The sequence below is a fragment of the Actinoplanes sp. CA-142083 genome (assembly GCF_050942195.1).
Taxonomy (GTDB): Bacteria; Actinomycetota; Actinomycetes; order Mycobacteriales; family Micromonosporaceae; genus Actinoplanes.
In genome coordinates this window covers 2,056,438-2,074,433 of record NZ_CP192076.1, presented here as the reverse complement: position 1 = coordinate 2,074,433, position 17,996 = coordinate 2,056,438, and the positions used below count along the sequence as shown (strand labels likewise).

Annotated in this window: 11 protein-coding genes and 1 riboswitch; of the genes, 2 read left to right on the top strand and 9 right to left on the bottom strand. The window is 70.4% G+C overall.

Annotated features, from left to right (window positions below; all coding sequences use genetic code 11):
- Positions 1-11: 11 nt before the first annotated feature.
- The 4 genes from ACQPZX_RS09915 to mraZ form a co-directional block, all read right to left on the bottom strand.
- Positions 12-2,444 (bottom strand): penicillin-binding transpeptidase domain-containing protein, encoded by a 2,433-nt coding sequence (locus ACQPZX_RS09915; protein WP_433377471.1) that lies wholly within the window; start codon positions 2,442-2,444, stop codon positions 12-14.
- Positions 2,445-2,446: 2 nt separating this feature from the next.
- Entirely contained in the window at positions 2,447-3,667 is a 1,221-nt protein-coding gene (locus ACQPZX_RS09910) for a hypothetical protein (RefSeq protein WP_433377468.1), read from the bottom strand.
- A 161-nt stretch (positions 3,668-3,828) separates the two neighbouring features.
- On the bottom strand, positions 3,829-4,881 hold the full coding sequence (rsmH, locus tag ACQPZX_RS09905; protein WP_433377465.1) for a 16S rRNA (cytosine(1402)-N(4))-methyltransferase RsmH: 1,053 nt from the start codon (positions 4,879-4,881) through the stop codon (positions 3,829-3,831).
- A gap of 237 nt (positions 4,882-5,118) precedes the next feature.
- A complete protein-coding gene (gene mraZ, locus ACQPZX_RS09900) occupies positions 5,119-5,550 on the bottom strand; it encodes a division/cell wall cluster transcriptional repressor MraZ (RefSeq protein WP_433377462.1) in 432 nt (143 codons plus the stop codon).
- A 734-nt stretch (positions 5,551-6,284) separates the two neighbouring features.
- On the opposite strand from mraZ, the gene ACQPZX_RS09895 reads away from it, so the two are divergent.
- On the top strand, positions 6,285-7,268 hold the full coding sequence (locus ACQPZX_RS09895; RefSeq protein WP_433377459.1) for a hypothetical protein: 984 nt from the start codon (positions 6,285-6,287) through the stop codon (positions 7,266-7,268).
- A 648-nt stretch (positions 7,269-7,916) separates the two neighbouring features.
- On the opposite strand, the gene ACQPZX_RS09890 is transcribed toward ACQPZX_RS09895, so the two are convergent.
- Genes ACQPZX_RS09890 through ACQPZX_RS09880 form a run of 3 tightly spaced genes read right to left on the bottom strand, consistent with a single transcriptional unit; the run spans position 7,917 to position 10,655 of the window.
- A complete protein-coding gene (locus ACQPZX_RS09890) occupies positions 7,917-8,651 on the bottom strand; it encodes a TVP38/TMEM64 family protein (protein WP_433377456.1) in 735 nt (244 codons plus the stop codon).
- A 36-nt stretch (positions 8,652-8,687) separates the two neighbouring features.
- Entirely contained in the window at positions 8,688-9,401 is a 714-nt protein-coding gene (locus tag ACQPZX_RS09885; RefSeq protein ID WP_433385152.1) for a type 1 glutamine amidotransferase, read from the bottom strand.
- Between the two features lie 30 nt (positions 9,402-9,431).
- A complete protein-coding gene (locus ACQPZX_RS09880; RefSeq protein ID WP_433385149.1) occupies positions 9,432-10,655 on the bottom strand; it encodes a MurT ligase domain-containing protein in 1,224 nt (407 codons plus the stop codon).
- 436 nt (positions 10,656-11,091) lie between these two features.
- Positions 11,092-11,223: riboswitch (cyclic di-AMP (ydaO/yuaA leader) on the top strand.
- A 6-nt stretch (positions 11,224-11,229) separates the two neighbouring features.
- Between ACQPZX_RS09880 and ACQPZX_RS09875 the strand changes: the two genes are divergently transcribed.
- Positions 11,230-12,045 (top strand): C40 family peptidase, encoded by an 816-nt coding sequence (locus ACQPZX_RS09875; protein WP_433377453.1) that lies wholly within the window; start codon positions 11,230-11,232, stop codon positions 12,043-12,045.
- Between the two features lie 57 nt (positions 12,046-12,102).
- Here the strand turns inward: ACQPZX_RS09875 and leuS are convergent, their stop codons facing one another.
- Together leuS and ACQPZX_RS09865 are read right to left on the bottom strand one after the other, a co-directional pair.
- The gene (gene leuS, locus ACQPZX_RS09870) at positions 12,103-14,901 is read right to left on the bottom strand and encodes a leucine--tRNA ligase (RefSeq protein WP_433377450.1); all 2,799 of its coding nucleotides are present in this window, start codon (positions 14,899-14,901) and stop codon (positions 12,103-12,105) included.
- Between the two features lie 179 nt (positions 14,902-15,080).
- Positions 15,081-17,921 carry a M36 family metallopeptidase gene (locus tag ACQPZX_RS09865; protein ID WP_433377447.1) on the bottom strand — a complete coding sequence of 947 codons (2,841 nt, stop codon included), beginning with the start codon at positions 17,919-17,921 and terminating at the stop codon, positions 15,081-15,083.
- Between the last annotated feature and the right edge of the window lie 75 nt (positions 17,922-17,996).

Genomic DNA, 17,996 nt, shown 5'->3' with positions numbered 1-17,996 from the left:
AACGCCACGGCTCACGGATGGATGCGGAACTTGGGCGCCGGGGTGCTCGACGGGGGCACACCGTAGTGGAGCAGCGCGGACGACATCATCTTGCTGAACGCGGGCGCCGCGACGTCACCGCCGGTGCCGTTCGGCACCTCGGCCGAGACCGCGATCACGAACCGCGGGTTCTCCGCCGGCGCCATGCCGATGAACGACCCGTAGTTGCTGCTCGTGTACTTTCCGTCGACGAGCCGCTTGCCGGTGCCGGTCTTGCCCGCCACCCGGTACCCGACGACCCGCGCCTGGGTGCCGGTCGCGTCGTCCTCGTCGACGACCGCCTCCATCATGGTCCGCAGCTCCCTGGCCACCTCCGGCCGCAGCACCTGGTGCTTCTCGGGCGCCGCCCCCGGGGTGACCTTGCCGTCCCGGCCGGAGATGACATTCTTGATCAGGTGCGGCTGGATGTACGTGCCGTCGTTCGCGATCGCCGCGTAGCCGGCCGCCATCTGGATCAGGGTCGCGTCGACGCTCATCCCGATCGGCACCGAGCCGGAGGCCGAACCGCTCCACTCGTCCGGCGCGAGGATCTTGCCGGGCACCTCGCCGGCCACGCCCTCGTTGGTCGCCTTGCCGAGGCCGAACTTCTGCTGGTACTCGTACACCTTCTGCTTGCCCAGCCGGTCGGCGATCAGGATCGTGCCCACGTTGGACGACAGCGCGAGGATGCCCGGAATCGTCATCTTGGTGCCCTTGGGCTGCATGTGGCTGTCCTGGAACGGGTATCCGCCCCGCTCCAGCCCCGGCCCGACGGTGATCGCCGAGTCGGGCGTGATCACGCCCTCCTGCAGGGCCGCCCCGATCATGAACGCCTTGTGGATCGAGCCCGGGTCGGCCACGATGCCGCTCGGCACGTCGTCCCGGGTCGACGGCGACACGTCCAGCGGCTTCGCGGCGTTGTACGGCGGGTAGCTGGCCTGCGCCAGCACCTCGCCGGTCTTCACATCGATCACCACCGCGCCACCGATCGACGCCTTCCACTTCTGCAGCTGCTCGCTGAGGAGGCCCTGCACCTCGTACTGCAGGTCGCCGTCGATGGTCAGCTCGATCGAGTTGCCCGGCTGCGGCTCGGTGTAGCTCTGATAGCCACCCGGGATCGGCGCGTCCAGGTCGCCCTTGCCGATCTCGAACTCCTGCTCGCCCGGGGTGCCGCGCAGCAGCGAGTCGTAGCGCGCCTCCATGCCCTCGAGGCCGGCGTTGTCGGCGCTGGTGAAGCCGATCAGGTTGGAGGCCAGGTCGGCGCCCGGCACGTCACGGCGCTCGTCCTGGCCCACCACGATGCCGCTCAGCTGCTTCATGCCCGCGATCCGGTCGCCGATCGCGATGTCGACGCCCTGGGCCAGGAACTCGAAGCGGGACTGCCGCCCGTCCGCCCGGGTGTGCTTGGTCATCTTGGGGATGAGCTTGGACTGCGCGACGCCGAGCAGCGGCGCGAGAATGGCCGCGGTCTGCGACGGGTCCTTGACCAGCATCGGGTCGGCCGCGACGTAGCGCGCCTCCACGCTGTGCGCGAGCACGGTGCCGTCGCGGTCGAGGATGCTGCCGCGCGGCGCGGGCAGGGTGATCGAGCTGATCCGGTCCTCGCGCAGCTTGATGAGCCGCGCGGCGTCCGCGGGCGACGAGGCGACCTGCAGCACGACCAGGCGCACGCCGATCATCACGAACAGCGAGAGCGCCAGCACGGTGCCGAGCCGCAGCCGCTTGGTGGAGTTGGCCAGCTTCGGCGGCTCGGGTGTGATCGCGCGCACGGCGCGACTTTTGGTCGCCGGGCTCTTGGTCGCCGCCGGCGACCCCTTGGCGAGGGTCCGGCCGGTCGGCTTTCCGGCGGCTTCCTTTCTCGTACGGGGGGCGAAGGGCGACCGGGAATCGCGGGCCGTCTTGGCGCTCGGCTTTCCGCCGTCACGCACCCGGACACCGCGTCCCGCGGCCCGCTCGCGGCGCTGCCGCAGCTCGTCGCCGTCGTCCTCGTCGATCTCCGGGCGGCGGCTGCGCGGCGGCTCGCGCCGCGGGTCCCGCTGCCCGGCCCGCGCGGGCTTCCCGGGCTTCTCGGTCTTTCCAGGCTTCTCGGTCTTTCCAGGCTTCTCGGTCTTCGCGGCCGTTTCTTTTTCGGCCGGCGGCTCGGTCTCGGCCGGGCGTCGCCCACGCTGCGGGCGGCCGCCGTCGAGCACCTGGAGCGCGGGACGGAACGGGTCGGTGGTGCGGCCGGCTCGCGGCGAGCGGGTGCGCTGGTCGCGCTCGGCCATGGTGCGGCCGCGCGGGGTGTAGGCCCGCGCGTCGCCGATCCCGCCGAAGCCACGGCTCCGGCCGGTGTCGCGGGTCTCGTCGCCTTCGGTCGGAAGGTCGCGAGACGTACCGCGCCGGGGCGAGTCGCCCCGGCGCGGTGTGTCGTCGTTGCGCGGCGACATGGCTACTGCCCGGCGCCGTCGGTGCCGCTGGTCATCTGGCTCCCGTCCGCGGTGTTCCCGTTGTTCGCCTTGCTCGCGTCGCCGTCGGCGGCGTTACCAGTCGCCGCGTTGCCCGTCGCGTTGCCGGTCGTGCCGCCGTTGCCGGTCGTGGCCGCGTTGCCGTTCGCGGCCGCGTTGCCGTTCGTGGCCGCGTTGCCGTTCGTGGCCGCGTTGCCGTTCGTGGCCGCGTTGCCGTTCGTGGCCGCGTTGCCCGTGTTGCCGGCCTGCTGGCCGTTCGCGGGCGTGGTCGTGCCCGCGGTCTTGGCGGCGTCGGCCGTGGCGGCGTCCTGGGCCGTCACGGCCGGCTTGCCGCTGGCCGGCGTCATCACGCCGATGACCTTGCCGTCGGGCAGCGTGAACAGGGCCGGGTGCTCCGCCTTGACCAGGCCGAGACGGCGGGCCGCCGCGTCCAGGTTGCCGATGCTGGAGACCGCCACCAGCTGGTTGTCGAGGTCCTGCTCGGTGTTGTCCAGGGTGGCGTCCTGCTTCTTCAGGTCGTCGATCCGGAACGAGTTCTCGTTGGTCTTGGTGTTGATCAGCAGGATGCCGAGCACCCCGACGATCACCAGGCCGATGACCGACGCCACGAACGGCGCCCGCGGCGCACTGATCGGCGCCGGCGGCGCGACCCGGAGCCGAGGCGTGTCCACCTCGCCGGTGTTCCGCACCGGCGGCGTGATCCGCAGCGGCTCCGCCTCGGCCACCTCGAGCCGCGGCTCGAGATCGATGACCGCCTCGGGCTTGAGCGCGGCCGTGCCGTCCACGGGCGCGTCCAGCACCGGCCGCCGGCCACCGGCCCGCACGTCCCGCCGCCGCCCACCGAGCACGGTCTTACCCATCCCGCGCTCCGCGAGCACGCCAAGATCCCGCTTACGGCCACCCTCGACCGCCCCGGAATCCCGCTTACGGCCCGCGATCGAGCCGGTGTCGCGCTTGCGGCTCTCAACCGAGCCCGTGTCGCGCTTGCGGCCCTCGACCGAACCCGCGTCGCGCTTGCGGCCCTCGACCGAACCCGCGTCGCGCTTGCGGGCGGACTCCGAGCGGCTCTTGCCGATCATCGGCTCCGGACGGCGGCCCTTGCCGCGCGCCAGGTCCCCACCCGAGCGCCGGTCGGCGCGGCCGTCGTCCGTCGCGCGGCGCTCCGCGCGTACGGGATCATCGTCACGAAGCCGCGCCCGCGGCACGCCCGTCTCCCGGCTCGCACGCCGCGTCTGCTCGGAATCCCCCCGGATCCCGGACCGGCGCGTGTCGGAATCATCGGCGCTGAAGTGGCGCGCCCCCCGGGCGTCACTTCGCCGGCCATCCGCGTTGCGGCCCCCCAGCCGCGGCGAGTTGGCGCGCTCGCTCATTTCTTTCCCTCCCCCTCGTCGCGTTCCCCCGGGCGTAACCGCCCTCGTCCCCCGTGCGTTGACATGCGGGGCCGCTCGCGGCCCGATGCCTGGTCGTTCCGGCCGAGGCGCTCCACCGCGCGCAGCTTCACCGAAGCCGCTCGCGGGTTCGCCGCAACCTCCTCGTCGGTCGGCGGCTCCGACCCCCTTGTCAGCAGCCGCACTGTCGGACGCGTTCCGGGCAGCTCGACCGGCAGGTCGATCGGGCCCGTGCTGCGCGACCTCGCGGTGAGCTCGCGCTTGACGATCCGGTCCTCCAACGATTGGTAGCTCATCACCACAAGCCGGCCTTTTGGCGCGAGCGCGTCCAAAGCCGCCGGAAGCGCCGACTCGAGGGCGGCGAGCTCCCCATTCACCTCAATACGTAACGCCTGAAACGTTCTTTTTGCGGGATTTCCACCCGTTCGCCGCGCGGCGGCCGGGATCGCGTCCTTGACCAGCTCCGCCAGCCGGGCCGTCGACGTGATCCGCCCCTTCGACCGCTCCCGCACGATCGCCGAGACGACGCGCGGGGCGAACTTCTCCTCGCCGTACTGCCGCAGGATCCGGACCAGCTCGCCCGGCTCGTACTCGTTGACGACCTGCTCGGCGGTGACCCCCGCCGTCTGGTCCATCCGCATGTCGAGAGGGGCGTCCTGCGCGTACGCGAAACCGCGGTCCGCCTCGTCGAGCTGCAACGAGGACACACCCAGATCGAACAGGCCACTGTGGATCCGGTCGTACCCGAGGTCGGCGAGCACCTGCGGGAGCTCGTCGTAGACCGCGTGCACGAGATGGGTCCGGGCACGGAACGCGGCCAGCCGGTGCCGTGCGTGCGTCAGGGCCTCGGTGTCCCGGTCGAGTCCGATGAGGACCACCTCGGGGAAGCGCTCGAGGACCGCCTCGGCGTGCCCGCCCAGCCCCAGCGTGAAGTCGACATGGATCGCGCCGGGCATGTCGAGCGCGGGCGTGAGCAGCTCGAGACAACGCTCGAGCAGCACGGGCACATGCGTGCCCCGTGGCTCCCCCATGTCGACCCCCTTGCCCACCCGGCCCGTCCCAAGTCGCCGCACCGGTCCGGACGTCGTCCGTACCGCCAGATCCCCATCCGCTCGTGTCCCCGGCCACGCCCGTTGCCAGCGGGCGTTTCCTTCTGAACACGCGCCTGGCGCCGGGGAAGAGGCGCCAGGAGCGGGAGCGGCTGGAGATCTCGCAGTACGGCGGCAGTGACGTCCGGAACCGCAATCGGCCCGGCAGGGTGCCACGCCCTACAGTCCGCCGGGCAGCACCCCCTCCTCGATGTCGGCGAACTCGTCTTCGCTCGCCGCGAGGTAGTCGTCCCAGGACTGCTTGTCCCAGATCTCGACGCGGGTGCTCGCCCCGATCACCACGAGCTCGCGGTCCAGGGCCGCGTACTCCCTCAAGTGTCCGGGGATGGTCACCCGTCCCTGCTTGTCGGGCACTTCGTCATGAGCGCTGGCGAAGAACACCCGGCTGTACGCCCGGGCGGCCTTGTTGGTCACCGGCGCCTCACGAAGCTGGCCCGCGATGCGCTGGAACTCAGGCATCGGGAACACGTACAAACAGCGTTCCTGCCCCTTGGTGATCACGACACCTCCCGCCAGCTCATCTCGGAACTTGGCCGGAAGGATCAGCCGCCCCTTGTCATCGAGGCGTGGGGTATGGGTGCCGAGGAACATCGGCTGTCCACCCCCCTGCCCCAGCGGTTCGCGGTCCGCTTGTCAACTCGGGCCGGCAGGCCTCCCAGGTCTAGCTCCCCCCTCGGCCCTGCCACTGCGCTCCACTCTACTCCACTTCCCTCCACCCGCAAGCCGAATGAGCACGTAGCCGAGACAGCTTCACGCGCAAAATCCCAGCTCAGGCGATTGATGCTCAGGTGGAGGGCGTACCCATGATCAACCTCGTCGCCTTCCCGACACCGTCAACCCACCCGGGCATATACCACCGCAAAATGTCCCAAATCTCCCGCTAACACGCCCTGTCAACCCTTCGCGTGGAGGAAAGTGGCGGCCCGGAGTGGAGCAAAGTGGAGCCCTTCACCCGCCCCTACCGCGCCGCGCGCCGTCGCTCCCCGGCACTCCTCCCGCCGCGCCCCTCCCGCCGCGCCCCTCCCGCCGCGCTCCTCCCGCCGCGCCCCTCCCGCCGCGCCCCTCCCGCCGCGCTCCTCCCGCCGCGCTCCCGCACCGCACTGGCGATCTTGATGAGCGACCGCTCTCCCCGAACGCCAACTCATCAGCCACCCGCCGCGCGCCCCGCCTCCCCCAGCGCACGCACGCCGCAGCGCCGCGATCTTGATAAGTCGGCGTTCGCCCCGAGCGCTAACTCATCAGCGCGGGACTGGGCGTTATCCACAAGTCGGCTGCTGTCCACAGGGGTCGAGCGCGCCGGCCACCGGCTGCGGGAGGGTCTCGGGATGCGAGCTCTTCCGGGTCGGGACGCCGACGATTTCGACTGGCTGGTCTTCCGCCAAGCGGGTGTGGTCACGACGGACCAGGCCGAACAGTTCCACACGCCCGGCATAGTCCGCGGGCGCGTCCGGCAAGGCCGATGGCGGCGCCTGTGCCGCGGCGTCCTCCTGACTGAGAACGGCCAGCTCCACCGCGATCAACAACTCTGGGCCGCAGTGCTGGTGTCCGGCCGGGATGCGCACCTGGCGGGCTGGACCGCAGCCACCGAGGGCGGGGTCCATGGCGTCCGGGCAGACCCGATCAAGGTGCTCGTTCCGGCCGACCGCTGCCGCAGCATCAGACTGCCCGGGCTGCCGGAGGACATGCCGGCCGTTCAGACCCACCGGACGACAGTCTTCCCCCAGCGACACCACCAGATCGGTTCCCCACCGCGCACCACCGTCGCCCGGGCGGTGATCGACGGCGCCGCCTGGGCGCGGAACGACCACGAGGCTCGAGAGTTGATCGTCCGGTCCTGCCAGCAGGGTCGCGCCACGGTCGCCGAGCTCCATGAGGTTCTCCGCCGCTTTCCCATGCTCCGGCGCCGCCGCTTGATCCTTCAAACGATCGCGGACACCGAGGGCGGCGCGGCTGCGCTTTCCGAGATCGATCTCGTACGGCTGTGCCGCCGTTACCGTCTACCGCTACCCGATCTGCAACGGGTCCGCACCGACGCCACCGGCCGCAAGCGGTACGTCGACGCGCATTGGGCGGCCTCACACCTGCTGGTCGAGATCGACGGCAGTCACCACATGGACGCGCAGCACTGGGCGGCCGACATGCTCCGCCAGAACCAGATCTGGATCGCCGGCGACCGCATCCTCCGCTTCCCGGCCTGGCTCGTCCGCTCCGACCCCGCCGCGGTAGCCACCCAACTCCGCGAGGCGCTGATCGCCGCAGGCCAACCCACACTCGTCGGCAACCAAACACACGCCACGGAGCGCTGGTGATTTCCCGCAAGCCACGCACGCCAACCAATCAAGATCGAGGCGCAGCCGCGCGAGCGCCACCTAGCAGCGATGAGCAACTGCGAGCTACGCGCAGCAGGTCATCAAGATCGCAACGGCGGCGTAGCCATGCGCTGAGGGGCAGCGCGCCAAGGCGCAGGCCGTCACACCCAGCCGGCGTCACGAAGGGGCACGCCTCAGCGCCAGGGGAAGGGACAGGGGGCAGCGCCAGGGCAAGGGGCAGCGCCAGGGCAAGGGGCAGCCAGGGCAAGGGGCAGCGCCAGGCACGGGGCAGCGCCAGGCACGGGGCAGCGCCAGGGCACAAGGCAGCGCGGAGCACGGCGCAGCGCGGGGCACGGCGCAGCGCGGGGCACGGCGCAGCGCGGGGCACGGCGCAGCGCGGGGCACGGCGCAGCGCGGGGCACGGCGCAGCGCGGGGCACGGCGCAGCGCGGGGCTTGACTCTCCCCTTGGAGGAGGCCTCAAGGTGGGGTCACGAGTTCACAGGCGCGAGGAGGCCATGCCTATGCGGGAGGCAGACGCAGCGCGGCGAGCGCACTGCCGCCTGAACGACGGTGCTGTGCTCCGGGCGTACCGGATAAAAGGAAACGCCCACCGCGAGTGACGCGGTGGGCGTGACCAGAAGCTGGGTTCAGGCGGCAGCGGCGGCGGCGCGGCGGGCCGAGCGCTTCCAGCGCCACACGATGGTGGTGGTGAGCGCGAAGCCGACGAGGGCGGGAGCCAGGCTCAGCGGGTTCAGCCCGTGGGGGTTGGCGACCGCGGCGCCGATGACGGCGTAGCTGACGGCCGACGGGATGGAGGCGAGGAACGTGCCGAACAGGTAGCGCTTGCGGCAGACGCTCGTGGTGCCGTAGGCGTAGCCGATCAGGCCGAAGGGGGCGAGCGGCAGGAACCGGACCAGCAGCACGGCGGAGAGGCCGCGGCGGTTGAGCCAGCCGTCGAGGCGGGCCAGGCGGCCGCCGGCGCGGGCGTGCAGGGCCCCACGGCCGGCCCAGCGGCCCGCGTAGTACGTGGCGGTGGCGGCGATCACGGCCGCCGCCAGCGCGGTGGCGGCGCCGGTGGCCGCACCCAGCAAGGCGCCGCACGCGATGGTGATGGCGGTGCGCGGGACGAGCACGGAGAGGAGGAGCCCGCCCACGACGGCGATCGCGACCGGCGCGACGTGGCCGAGGGCCAGGATCGCGTCGCCGATCTCGCGCAGCGGGAGGGTGGCCGCGGCGGTGGCGAGTCCGCCGACGACGACGCCCAGGACGCCGAACCGGGCCAGGCGGCGCTTCCATCCCATCGTTGACGGCGCGGGCAGCGCCGGCAGCGAAGGAGCGTGGGTGGCCAGGGCCCGGGAAGGCGCGATCAGGGTGTCAGTCATGCAGTCATACCGCCCAACTGGTTGTCCGTGTGCTGGTCATGCGCCCGCCGCAGCGAGCCTTTCGGCGCGGAGCCGTTCCGGCCAGGTGTCGTCAACGGGCGAAAGACTATCCGCGCCGATGGCCCAACGCAGTAGCAGATCGGCTATAGCTGGGTTGCGAGCGAGCGCGGGCCCATGGGAGTACGTGCCCAGGACCTTGCCGTGCCATGCACCCTCGGTCTGCCCGTCGTTGCCGATGCCCGCGGTGACCCGTGCCAGCGGCTGCACCCCGGGGCCGAGGTGGGTGCGCCCGCCGTGGTTCTCGAAGCCGGAGAGCGGCGGCAGGCCGAGCCGGGGGTCGATGTCGCCGCGGATCTCGCCGACCGCCCGGGTCTCGCCGCGGTCGGAGTGCAGGTCGAGCAGCCCCAGGCCGGGGCATTTCGCACCCTTGGCGAAGAACGAGTGGCCGAACAGCTGGTAACCCGCGCAGATCGCGAGCACCGCCGCGCCCTGGTTTACCGCCCGGTGCAGGCCGCCGTCGCTGATCAGGCGCTGCGCGGCCAGGGCCTGGGGCCCGTCCTCGCCGCCGCCGATCAGGTAGATGTCGGCGCTGGACGGCATGGCCTGGTCCGAGCGGATTTCGTACGTTTCGACCGGAATGCCCCGCATTGCGGCACGCCGGGCGAGGATGAGCAGATTGCCGCGGTCGCCGTACGTCGAGAGCAGATCCGGATAAATCCAGACGATCCGCAGGATGCTCTCAGTCACGATTTTGCCTTCTGTTTTCCGCCGCGGGCAAGCTCAGTTGACACGGTCCAACTCCGCTCGAATGTCCTGGAACGCCGTGTAATTGGCGATCACCTCGAGGCGGCCGGGCGGTACTGCCTGGATCGCCTCGTCAAAACTCATAACGTGCCGGAACGGCACACCGTTCACCTCGAGGCGAACCGCCAGGTCATAGGCCCGGTCGCCGGTGATCAGCACCGGCCGGTCACGCAACGGCGCGAAGTTCACGTCGTAGAGCCACGAGGTGTCGAGACCGTCGGGGTCCCGGGCGTTGACGGAGAGCAGGGTGGGTGCCTGCTCGGCCATGTCGAACGCCTCGAGCCAGCTTGCCGGGTTTTTCGCGAGGAGCAAACGGACGTTTCGTCCGTCCCGGTCGACTTGGGCGTAGCGGCCGGCGACCGAGGCGACGGTGGCGAGGTGCGGCAGAGCCTCTATCGGGCGGACCCCGAACTCGGCCGCGACCGCGAGGGCGGTGGCGGCGTTACCCAGGTTGACCTGGCCGGGGAGCTGAAGCTTGACGAGGTGCCAGTCGCCGCGCGGGTCGACGACGCCGTCGTCCTCGACGCGCCAGTGCGCTTGCGGGCGGCGCAGCGGGCAGCCGACGCACCACCAGTCGCCGGCGTTGCGCTCGATCGGGTGGCCGCTCTGCGGGCAGACGAACGAGTCGTCGTGCCAGCGCTGCCCGGCGCTGAACCAGGTGACCTGCTGGCCGCTGCCCTCGGCCGCCCAGACGACCATCGGGTCGTCGGCGTTGGCGACCACGCGCACCTCGGGGTGGCCGGCGAGGGCGTCGCGCCACAGCTGCGCCATCATCGCCACCTCCTTGGCCCGGTCGAGCTGGTCGCGGGAGAGGTTGAGCAGGGCGACCACGCGCGGCCTGGTGGCGTCGATGACCCGGGCCAGGTAGTGCTCGTCGACCTCGAGGACGGCGAACGGGGTGACGCCGGCCTTGGCGAGCGCCGACGTGTGCCCGGTCGGCATGTTGGCGCCGAACGAGTTGGTGGCGACCCGCCCGATGTGCGAGAGGGCGGCGGCCGCGAGCCGGGTCGTGGTGGTCTTGCCGTTGGTGCCCGAGATGAGGGCGACCGCGCGACCCGAGGCGAGGTGAGCCAGCAGGTCGGGGTCGATCTTGAGGCCGATCCATCCGCCGATGACCGAGCCGTCGCCGCGTCCCGCGGCCCTGGATAGCGCCGCCGCGGTCTTGGACACACTCGTCGCGACCTTGGCCCGCAGGGGCATCTTGCCGTCCGTCACGGGAGCGAGGGTACCCGACCCATTGGTTACATCCGGTTGCCGGCGGCCGGGAGTCTACTGAAAGCCCTCTGGCCAGCGAACACAGGGTTACCAGCACTTTTTGTGTGTTGTGTTTCACCCGTAACCTTGGGCGTACGGTGATCACGCCACCACCGTACGCAATGGCATTTGTCTCCTGTAGGTAACAAACTGGACAGTAACCAATGTGCCAAACACGCTGCGTGACCAACCCAAGACCGACGATCAAGCCGAAATTCAGGTAGCAAGGTTGGGCCGATCCGGAATGGACCGGCTCGCGACGACCAGGCTCACGCCGAGCCCTGCCCCGGGTCGGACGTCGCGGCCACCGCACCACGGAACACCACAAAGGCATACGGGGGCAGGGACGGGGGACCCACAGCTTCTCGAGAGAGACAGCCGGTCCGCCTCGCCGCCACCCGCTCCGGTGGCGGGCAACGAGGCAACCTCGGGGTGAAGTCGGCCACCACGGCGACCGGGCAACCTTCCCGCCCGAACCCGACAGCTAACCTCGCAGGCGTGCCGGAGGGATTCCCTTACCGTGCACGAACAAAGTTCGAGCCGGCGTCGACGGCTGTCCGTCGGCACCGGAACCGCCGCACTGTCCCTGGGTCTCTGCCTCTGCGCGGGCCAGCTGATCTCGACGCCGGCGGCGAGTGCTGCCACCCCCGTCGTGACCGCTGCCCAGGCGGCGGCCGCCAAGCCCACTCCTCGAGTCGGCACCTCCGTCAGCACGAGGACGATCAACAAGGGTCAGCAGATCCGGGTCACCGCCCGGTACTACAACCCCAAGACGGGCGCGGCGATCAAGGTCGGGTGGGTCAAGCTCCAGGCCTACCGCGGTGGCAAGTGGGTCAACCAGACCGCCACCAAGATCAACAGCTCCGGCGCCGCCAACCTGTACTGGAAGCCGGCGTCCAGCGTCTCCGTGCGAGCGGTCTACCTGTCCAACGGTGCGTACAACTCCCACGTCGGGAAGTCGATCCGCATCACGGTCCGGCAGAACAACGGCGCGAAGATCCTGGCCGAGGCGAAGTCCCACACCGGGGCGCTGTACCTGTTCGCCGCGGCGGGGCCGAAGCGCTTCGACTGCTCCGGCTTCACCAAGTACGTCTACAAGAAGGCAGTGGGCAAGTCGCTGCCGCACAAGGCGAACTCGCAGCAGAAGTACGGCAAGGCCGTCAGCAAGGGCAGCAAGCAGGTCGGTGACCTGATCATCTTCCGCTCGGGCTCGTACGGCTACCACGCGGGTATCTACGCCGGGAGCGGGTACATGTACGACTCCCCGCACACCGGCGCGCGGGTCGGCAAGCACAAGATGTACGGCAGCAACTACGTCGTACGCCGAATCGCCTGACGCAACAACGAAAAGGGGCGCCCCGCGGTTCGCGAGGCGCCCCTTTCGCCGTACGCGTCAAACCACGACGCTGACCAGACGGCCAGGCACGACGATGACCTTCTTGGGCGTACGCCCGGCCAGAGCCTCTTCGACCGAAGCCAGTGCGGCTGACCGGACGAAAGCCTCGTCGGCCTCCGGCGAGACCGAGACACGGCCGCGCACCTTCCCGTTCACCTGCACCGGGTACGTGATCGACTCGGCCTTCAGCTGCGCCGGGTCGGCCACCGGGAAGTCCGCATAGGCCAGCGTGCCGGAGTGGCCCAGCTTGCTCCACAGTTCCTCGGCCAGGTGCGGCGCGAACGGCGACACCATCAGCACCAGCGGCTCGACCGCCTCGCGCGACACGACCGGCAGCGGGGTCAGCGTGTTGGTCAGCTCGATCAGCTTGGCGATCGCCGTGTTGAACCGCAGCTCGTCCAGGTCCTCGCGGACGCCGGCGATCGTCCGGTGCAGATGCTTGCGGGTTTTCGCATCCAGAGCCGCGTCACTGACCCGGATCGCACCGCTCTCCTCGTCGACCACCAGGCGCCAGACCCGCTGCAGGAACCGCTGCGAGCCGATAACGGCACGGGTCTCCCAGGGCCGCGAGACGTCCAGCGGGCCCATCGCCATCTCGTACACCCGGAACGTGTCGGCGCCGTACTGCTCGCACATCTCGTCGGGAGTCACGACGTTCTTCAGCGATTTGCCCATTTTGCCGTAGCTTCGCGTCACGGGGACGCCCTCGTAGAAGTACTGCCCGTCCCGCTCCTCCACCTCTTCGGCGGGGACATAGAACCCGCGGTCGTCCTGGAACGCGTACGCCTGGATGTACCCCTGGTTGAACAGCTTCCGGAACGGCTCGAACGACGAGACGTGGCCCAGGTCGTACAGCACCTTGTGCCAGAAGCGGGCGTACAGCAGGTGCAGCACCGCGTGCTCGACGCCGCCGACGTACAGGTCGACGCCGCCGGAGTCGCCGTCGCGGGACGGACCCATCCAGTACGCCTCGTTGTCCGGGTCCACCAGTGCCTTGTCGTTGCGCGGGTCCAGGTAGCGCAGCTCGTACCAGCAGGAGCCGGCCCATTGCGGCATGGTGTTGGTCTCGCGGGTGTACTGCTTCGGCCCGTCACCCAGGTCCAGCTCGACCTCGACCCAGTCCTTCTTGCGCGACAGCGGCGTCTCCGGCTCGCTGTCCGCGTCCTCCGGGTCGAAGGTGCGCGGCGAGAAGTCGTCGACATCGGGCAGCACGACCGGCAGCATCGAGTCGGGCAGCGCGATCGGCAGACCGGTCTCGTCGTACACGATCGGGAACGGCTCGCCCCAGTAGCGCTGCCGGCTGAACAGCCAGTCGCGCAGGCGATAGGTGGTGGCGCCCCGGCCATGCCCGTGCTGCTCCAGCCATTCGATCATCGCGGCCTTCGCCTCGACGACGCCCTTGCCGTCCAGCCAGTCGCTGTTGATGGCCGGACCTTCTCCGGTGAAGGCCCCCACAAAATCTTCAGGAGCTTTCACCGTACGGATGATGGGCAGTTCGAAGTTCTCGGCGAACTCCCAGTCCCGCTCGTCCTGCCCGGGCACCGCCATGATCGCGCCGGTGCCGTAGCCGGCCAGCACGTAGTCGGCGATGAAGACCGGGATGCGCTGCTGATTCACCGGGTTTGTCGCATACGCCCCGACGAAGACGCCGGTCTTCTCCTTCGACTCGGTGCGCTCCTCGTCGGTCTTCGCGGCCGCGGCCGCCCGATATGCGGCGATCGCCTCGCCGGGGGTGCCGAAGTCCCCGGTCCACTTCCGATTCGTCCCATCCGGCCATTCGGCCGGAGCGATCTTGTTGACCAGCTCGTGCTCCGGAGCCAGGACCATGTACGTCGCGCCGAACAGGGTGTCGGGACGCGTCGTGAATACCGTGATCTTGTCGGATTCGACCGGGAAGTCGACGTGCGCGCCGCGCGACCGGCCGATCCAGTTGCGCTGCATCAGCTTGACCGGCTCCGGCCAGTCCAGTGTGTCCAGATCCTCGATCAGGCGGTCGCCGTACGCGGTGATCCGCATCATCCACTGCCGCAGGCTGCGCTGGAAGACCGGGAAGTTGCCGCGCTCGCTGCGCCCGTCCGGCGTGACCTCCTCGTTGGCCAGCACGGTGCCCAGGCCCGGGCACCAGTTGACCGGGGCCTCGCTGATGTAGGCCAGGCGGTGGTCGTCGATCAGCTTGCGACGCTCGACCGGCGACAGCTCCGGCCACGACGCGCCCGGGGTGGGCCGGGTGCCGGCCTCGAACTCGGCGATCAGCGCGGCGATCGGGCGGGCCTTGCGGATCTTCTCGTCGTACCAGGAGTTGAAGACCTGCAGGAAGATCCACTGCGTCCACCGGTAGTACTCGGGGTCGGTGGTCGCGAACGAGCGCCGGTCGTCGTACGCCAGCCCCAGCCGCCGCAGCTGACCCTTGTACCGCTCGACGTTGGCCGCCGTGGTGATCGCCGGGTGGGTGCCGGTCTGCACCGCGTACTGCTCGGCGGGCAGGCCGAACGCGTCGAAGCCCATCGGGTGCAGCACGTTGTAGCCGGCCATCCGCTTGTAGCGGGTATAGCTGTCGGTGCCGATGTACCCGAGCGGGTGACCCACATGCAGGCCCGCCCCCGAGGGGTACGGGAACATGTCCTGGACGTGCAGCTTGGGCGCGCCGGCCCGGGGATGCGCCGGATCGGCCAGGTCACCGGCCGGGTTGGGCGCGTGGAACGTCCCGTGCTCGGCCCACCAGGCCTGCCAGCGCGGCTCGATCTCGTTGGCCAGCGCGGCCGTGTACCGGAACCGCGGGGTCTCTGACTCGCTCATGGTCGGCAATCTCAATCAGTAGATGGGCACAAAAAAGCCCCTCACGCAGGAGGGGTTCGCCGTGCTGTGCCCAATGTCAGCGGCTGCAGCACGGCCGGCTAAGAAGCAGGAACCGGCGGGCCATGCGTGCATGATACCGGTCGCCGCCCGTGAGCGGCGACCGGTATCCAGCTAGCTGCTTACGCCGCTGGGCCGTAAACGGCGAGCTCGGTGCTGTCGAGGAACACGCAGCCGCTGACCGTCGGCGGCTGGCCGGCCGGGCAGAGGCCCGCGTCCTGGCCCTGCGAGGTCACCATCGTGAACCGGACGTAGGAGATGCCGTCGCCCGTGCCCGCGGTCAGCGCGACCGGGGTCGGTGTGACGGTGCCGACCGGGAAGGTGCCGCTCGCGGCGACCACCCAGGTCGTGCCGTTGGTCGAGGTCTCGACCCGGTACCCGCCGGTCGACGCGGTGACGTCGTCACCACAGGTGGCGGACGGGTTGATCACCAGCTCGGCGACGTCGACGGCGCCGGAGAGGCGGATCACGGCGTTCTGGCCGCCGGCCGCGACGTCCGAGCCCCAGCCCGCGGTCTGCGACTGGTCGATCAGCGCGCCCGGGCCACAGCCGAACGGCGTGTAGTCGGGACCCGTGAAGCTGACGATCGAGGCGCCGCCGGAGGAGGCCGCCCAGTCCTTGCGGACCGACCAGTTCTCGACCTTGGTGCCCGAGTTGATGGACAGTGTCTTCACGACGATGTCGTAGCCGGCGCCACGGGCGTACACCTTGGCGTAGGTCCCCGGGATGATCCCAGCGATCCTGTAGGTGCCGTCCACGGCCGTCGTGGCCCGGTAGTCACCGGCGAAGCCGGAGGCGTGCCCGCCGAAGGCGACGGTCAGGCCGCTCACCGCGGCGCCCGTGTCCTGGTCGGTGACCTTGCCGGTCAGCGTGCCCCGCGGGGTGTTCGCCGACGGCGGCATCGAGAAGTCCTCGACCGGCTGCGAGTCGTCGCCGTCGATCGCCGCGGCGAAGTAGCCCATGCCACGCTTGGCGAAGACCTTCCAGATCGTCTTCTGGTCCTTGCCCTTGTTGACGACCAGGTCGGCGGCGAGGATCGAGTTGCGCATGTCCAGGAAGGACGGGTTACCCGGGGAGAGCTCCATGGCCCGGGTGACCAGCGACTCGGCCTTCTTGCTGCCGACCGCGTTGCGCAGGTCCCACAGGGTCTGCGCCCAGATCTCACCGTCCGCGTGCACCTCGATGCCGCGGGACGAGATCTTGCCGTAGTCGCCGTAGGTGTAGCCGCCGGAGCCGGCCCGCGCGGTGCCCGGGCAGGCCGTGGCCGGCGCGCCGACGGCGCAGTCGATGCCCTCCGTGCGGATCGTGCCACCGGCCTGCCAGTACTTGCCGATGTGCACGTCGCCGGGGGTCGCGGTGTCCTTCTCGAGGCCCTTGCCGACCAGGTAGTCCTCGGCGTACCAGTCGCTCCAGGCCTCGCCCATCGCGCCGCCCTGGACGTCGCTGAGGGTCGAGTTGCCCGCGGCGTCGACGACGAGGCGGTTGGACAGGCCGTGCGTGTACTCGTGGAACACCACGTCCGACTCGTCGCCGGTGTTGCCGGCGATCGACTCCGGACCCGGGTTCAGCAGGTACATCTGCATCGTCGGCGGGATGCCGTCCGGCGGCGTGTTCATGTTGGCGTTGTCGGTGTGGTCGGGGTCGGGAAGGCCGTTCGCGGTGTTCGCGCCGTCCATCGCCTGGCCCTGCACCGCGTCGCCGTCGCGGGCCTCGAAGTTGCCCGCGGCCCGGGTGAAGCCGATCGGCGAGTCCCGGAGGTGGTCGTGGAAGGTGCCGAGGAAGGTGAACAGCTGTACCGCGTTCTGCTTCCGGTTGACCTGCCAGGAGTTCGGCGTCTCCGGGTCCCAGGAGCACGGGTACGCAGCCGAGCACAGCCCGCCGACCTCGTCGTTGAAGTCGACGAACGGGTACGACCACTTACGCAGGCCGGACGGGCCGACCTCCTCGCTGGCGTCGGCGACGTTGTTGTCGTTGACGTCCGAGTACACGTGCGCGACGTTCCCCGACAGGATCGGCGCGTTGTTCGGCAGCCACTTGGTGATGTCGGTGGTCTTCTGCTGCCCGCCACGCGGTGCGCCCGGGTAGTTCGTCCAGACGTCGGCGGTGTCGTTGGCGATCGTGTTCCGCCGGTAGAGCACCTCGCCGCTGGCCGCGTCGATCACGTGCACGTAGCCCTCGTCGACGACGATCGTCTGCCAGGCCAGGCGCGGGCCCGAGGCGGTCTGGAACCAGACCAGCTTGGCGTTGCCGTTGTCGCTGAAGGTTGTGGTGGTTCCCGCCGTCTTGGTCGCTTTCGCGGAGGACGTACCGAAAACGTCCTTCACGGCGGCGGCGCGGGCGCCGACGGCGGTGACCTTGGTCGCGCCGGCGGTGGACGGCAGCGACGGCAGCGGCGCACCGTCGACCTGGATGAGGCGGCCGTCCTTGGCGACGTGCGCCTTCAGGCCGTTGCCGAACACCGGCACGCCGTCGACGACCTGCAGCCAGCTCAGGTGATGGGTGCCCAGGACGTCGACGTAGTCCTGACGCAGCTCAAGGCTGTCCAGGTCGGCCTGGCTGAGCCCGAAGACGTCGGGGTGGGCGGCGATGTAATCGAGTGCGATCTTGGTGGGCTTCTTGCGGCTCGGGCCGGTCAGGAAGCCGTCCAGCTTCGCCACCCGCCGCGGGGTGCCGGTCGCGCGGTCGACGTCGACGATGCCCTGCACACCCAGCTGGTTGCGCAACGACTGCACCGCGGTGGCGCTGGGCGCGGCGACGAGCGCGCGGCTCAGGGCCGCGGTCGGCTGCGCGGCCGCCTTGGCGGTCAGATTGTCACGGCTGTCGTAATCGGCTCGGCGCTGCTGCTGGCGGTCGGTGGCGCCGGCGACGCCCTTGGTCGGGTCCGGTGCGGCCTGCGCGGTGGCCGGCAGCAAGCCGGCCAGCAACACCACGCCGGCGGCCGCCGTCCCCACCCGCCGGGTCACGGACGGTACGGATAACGGATTCAATTCAGCCCCTCTCGGCCGGGCTCGGTGCAGCCCGGCCGGGAGTGAGCGCCC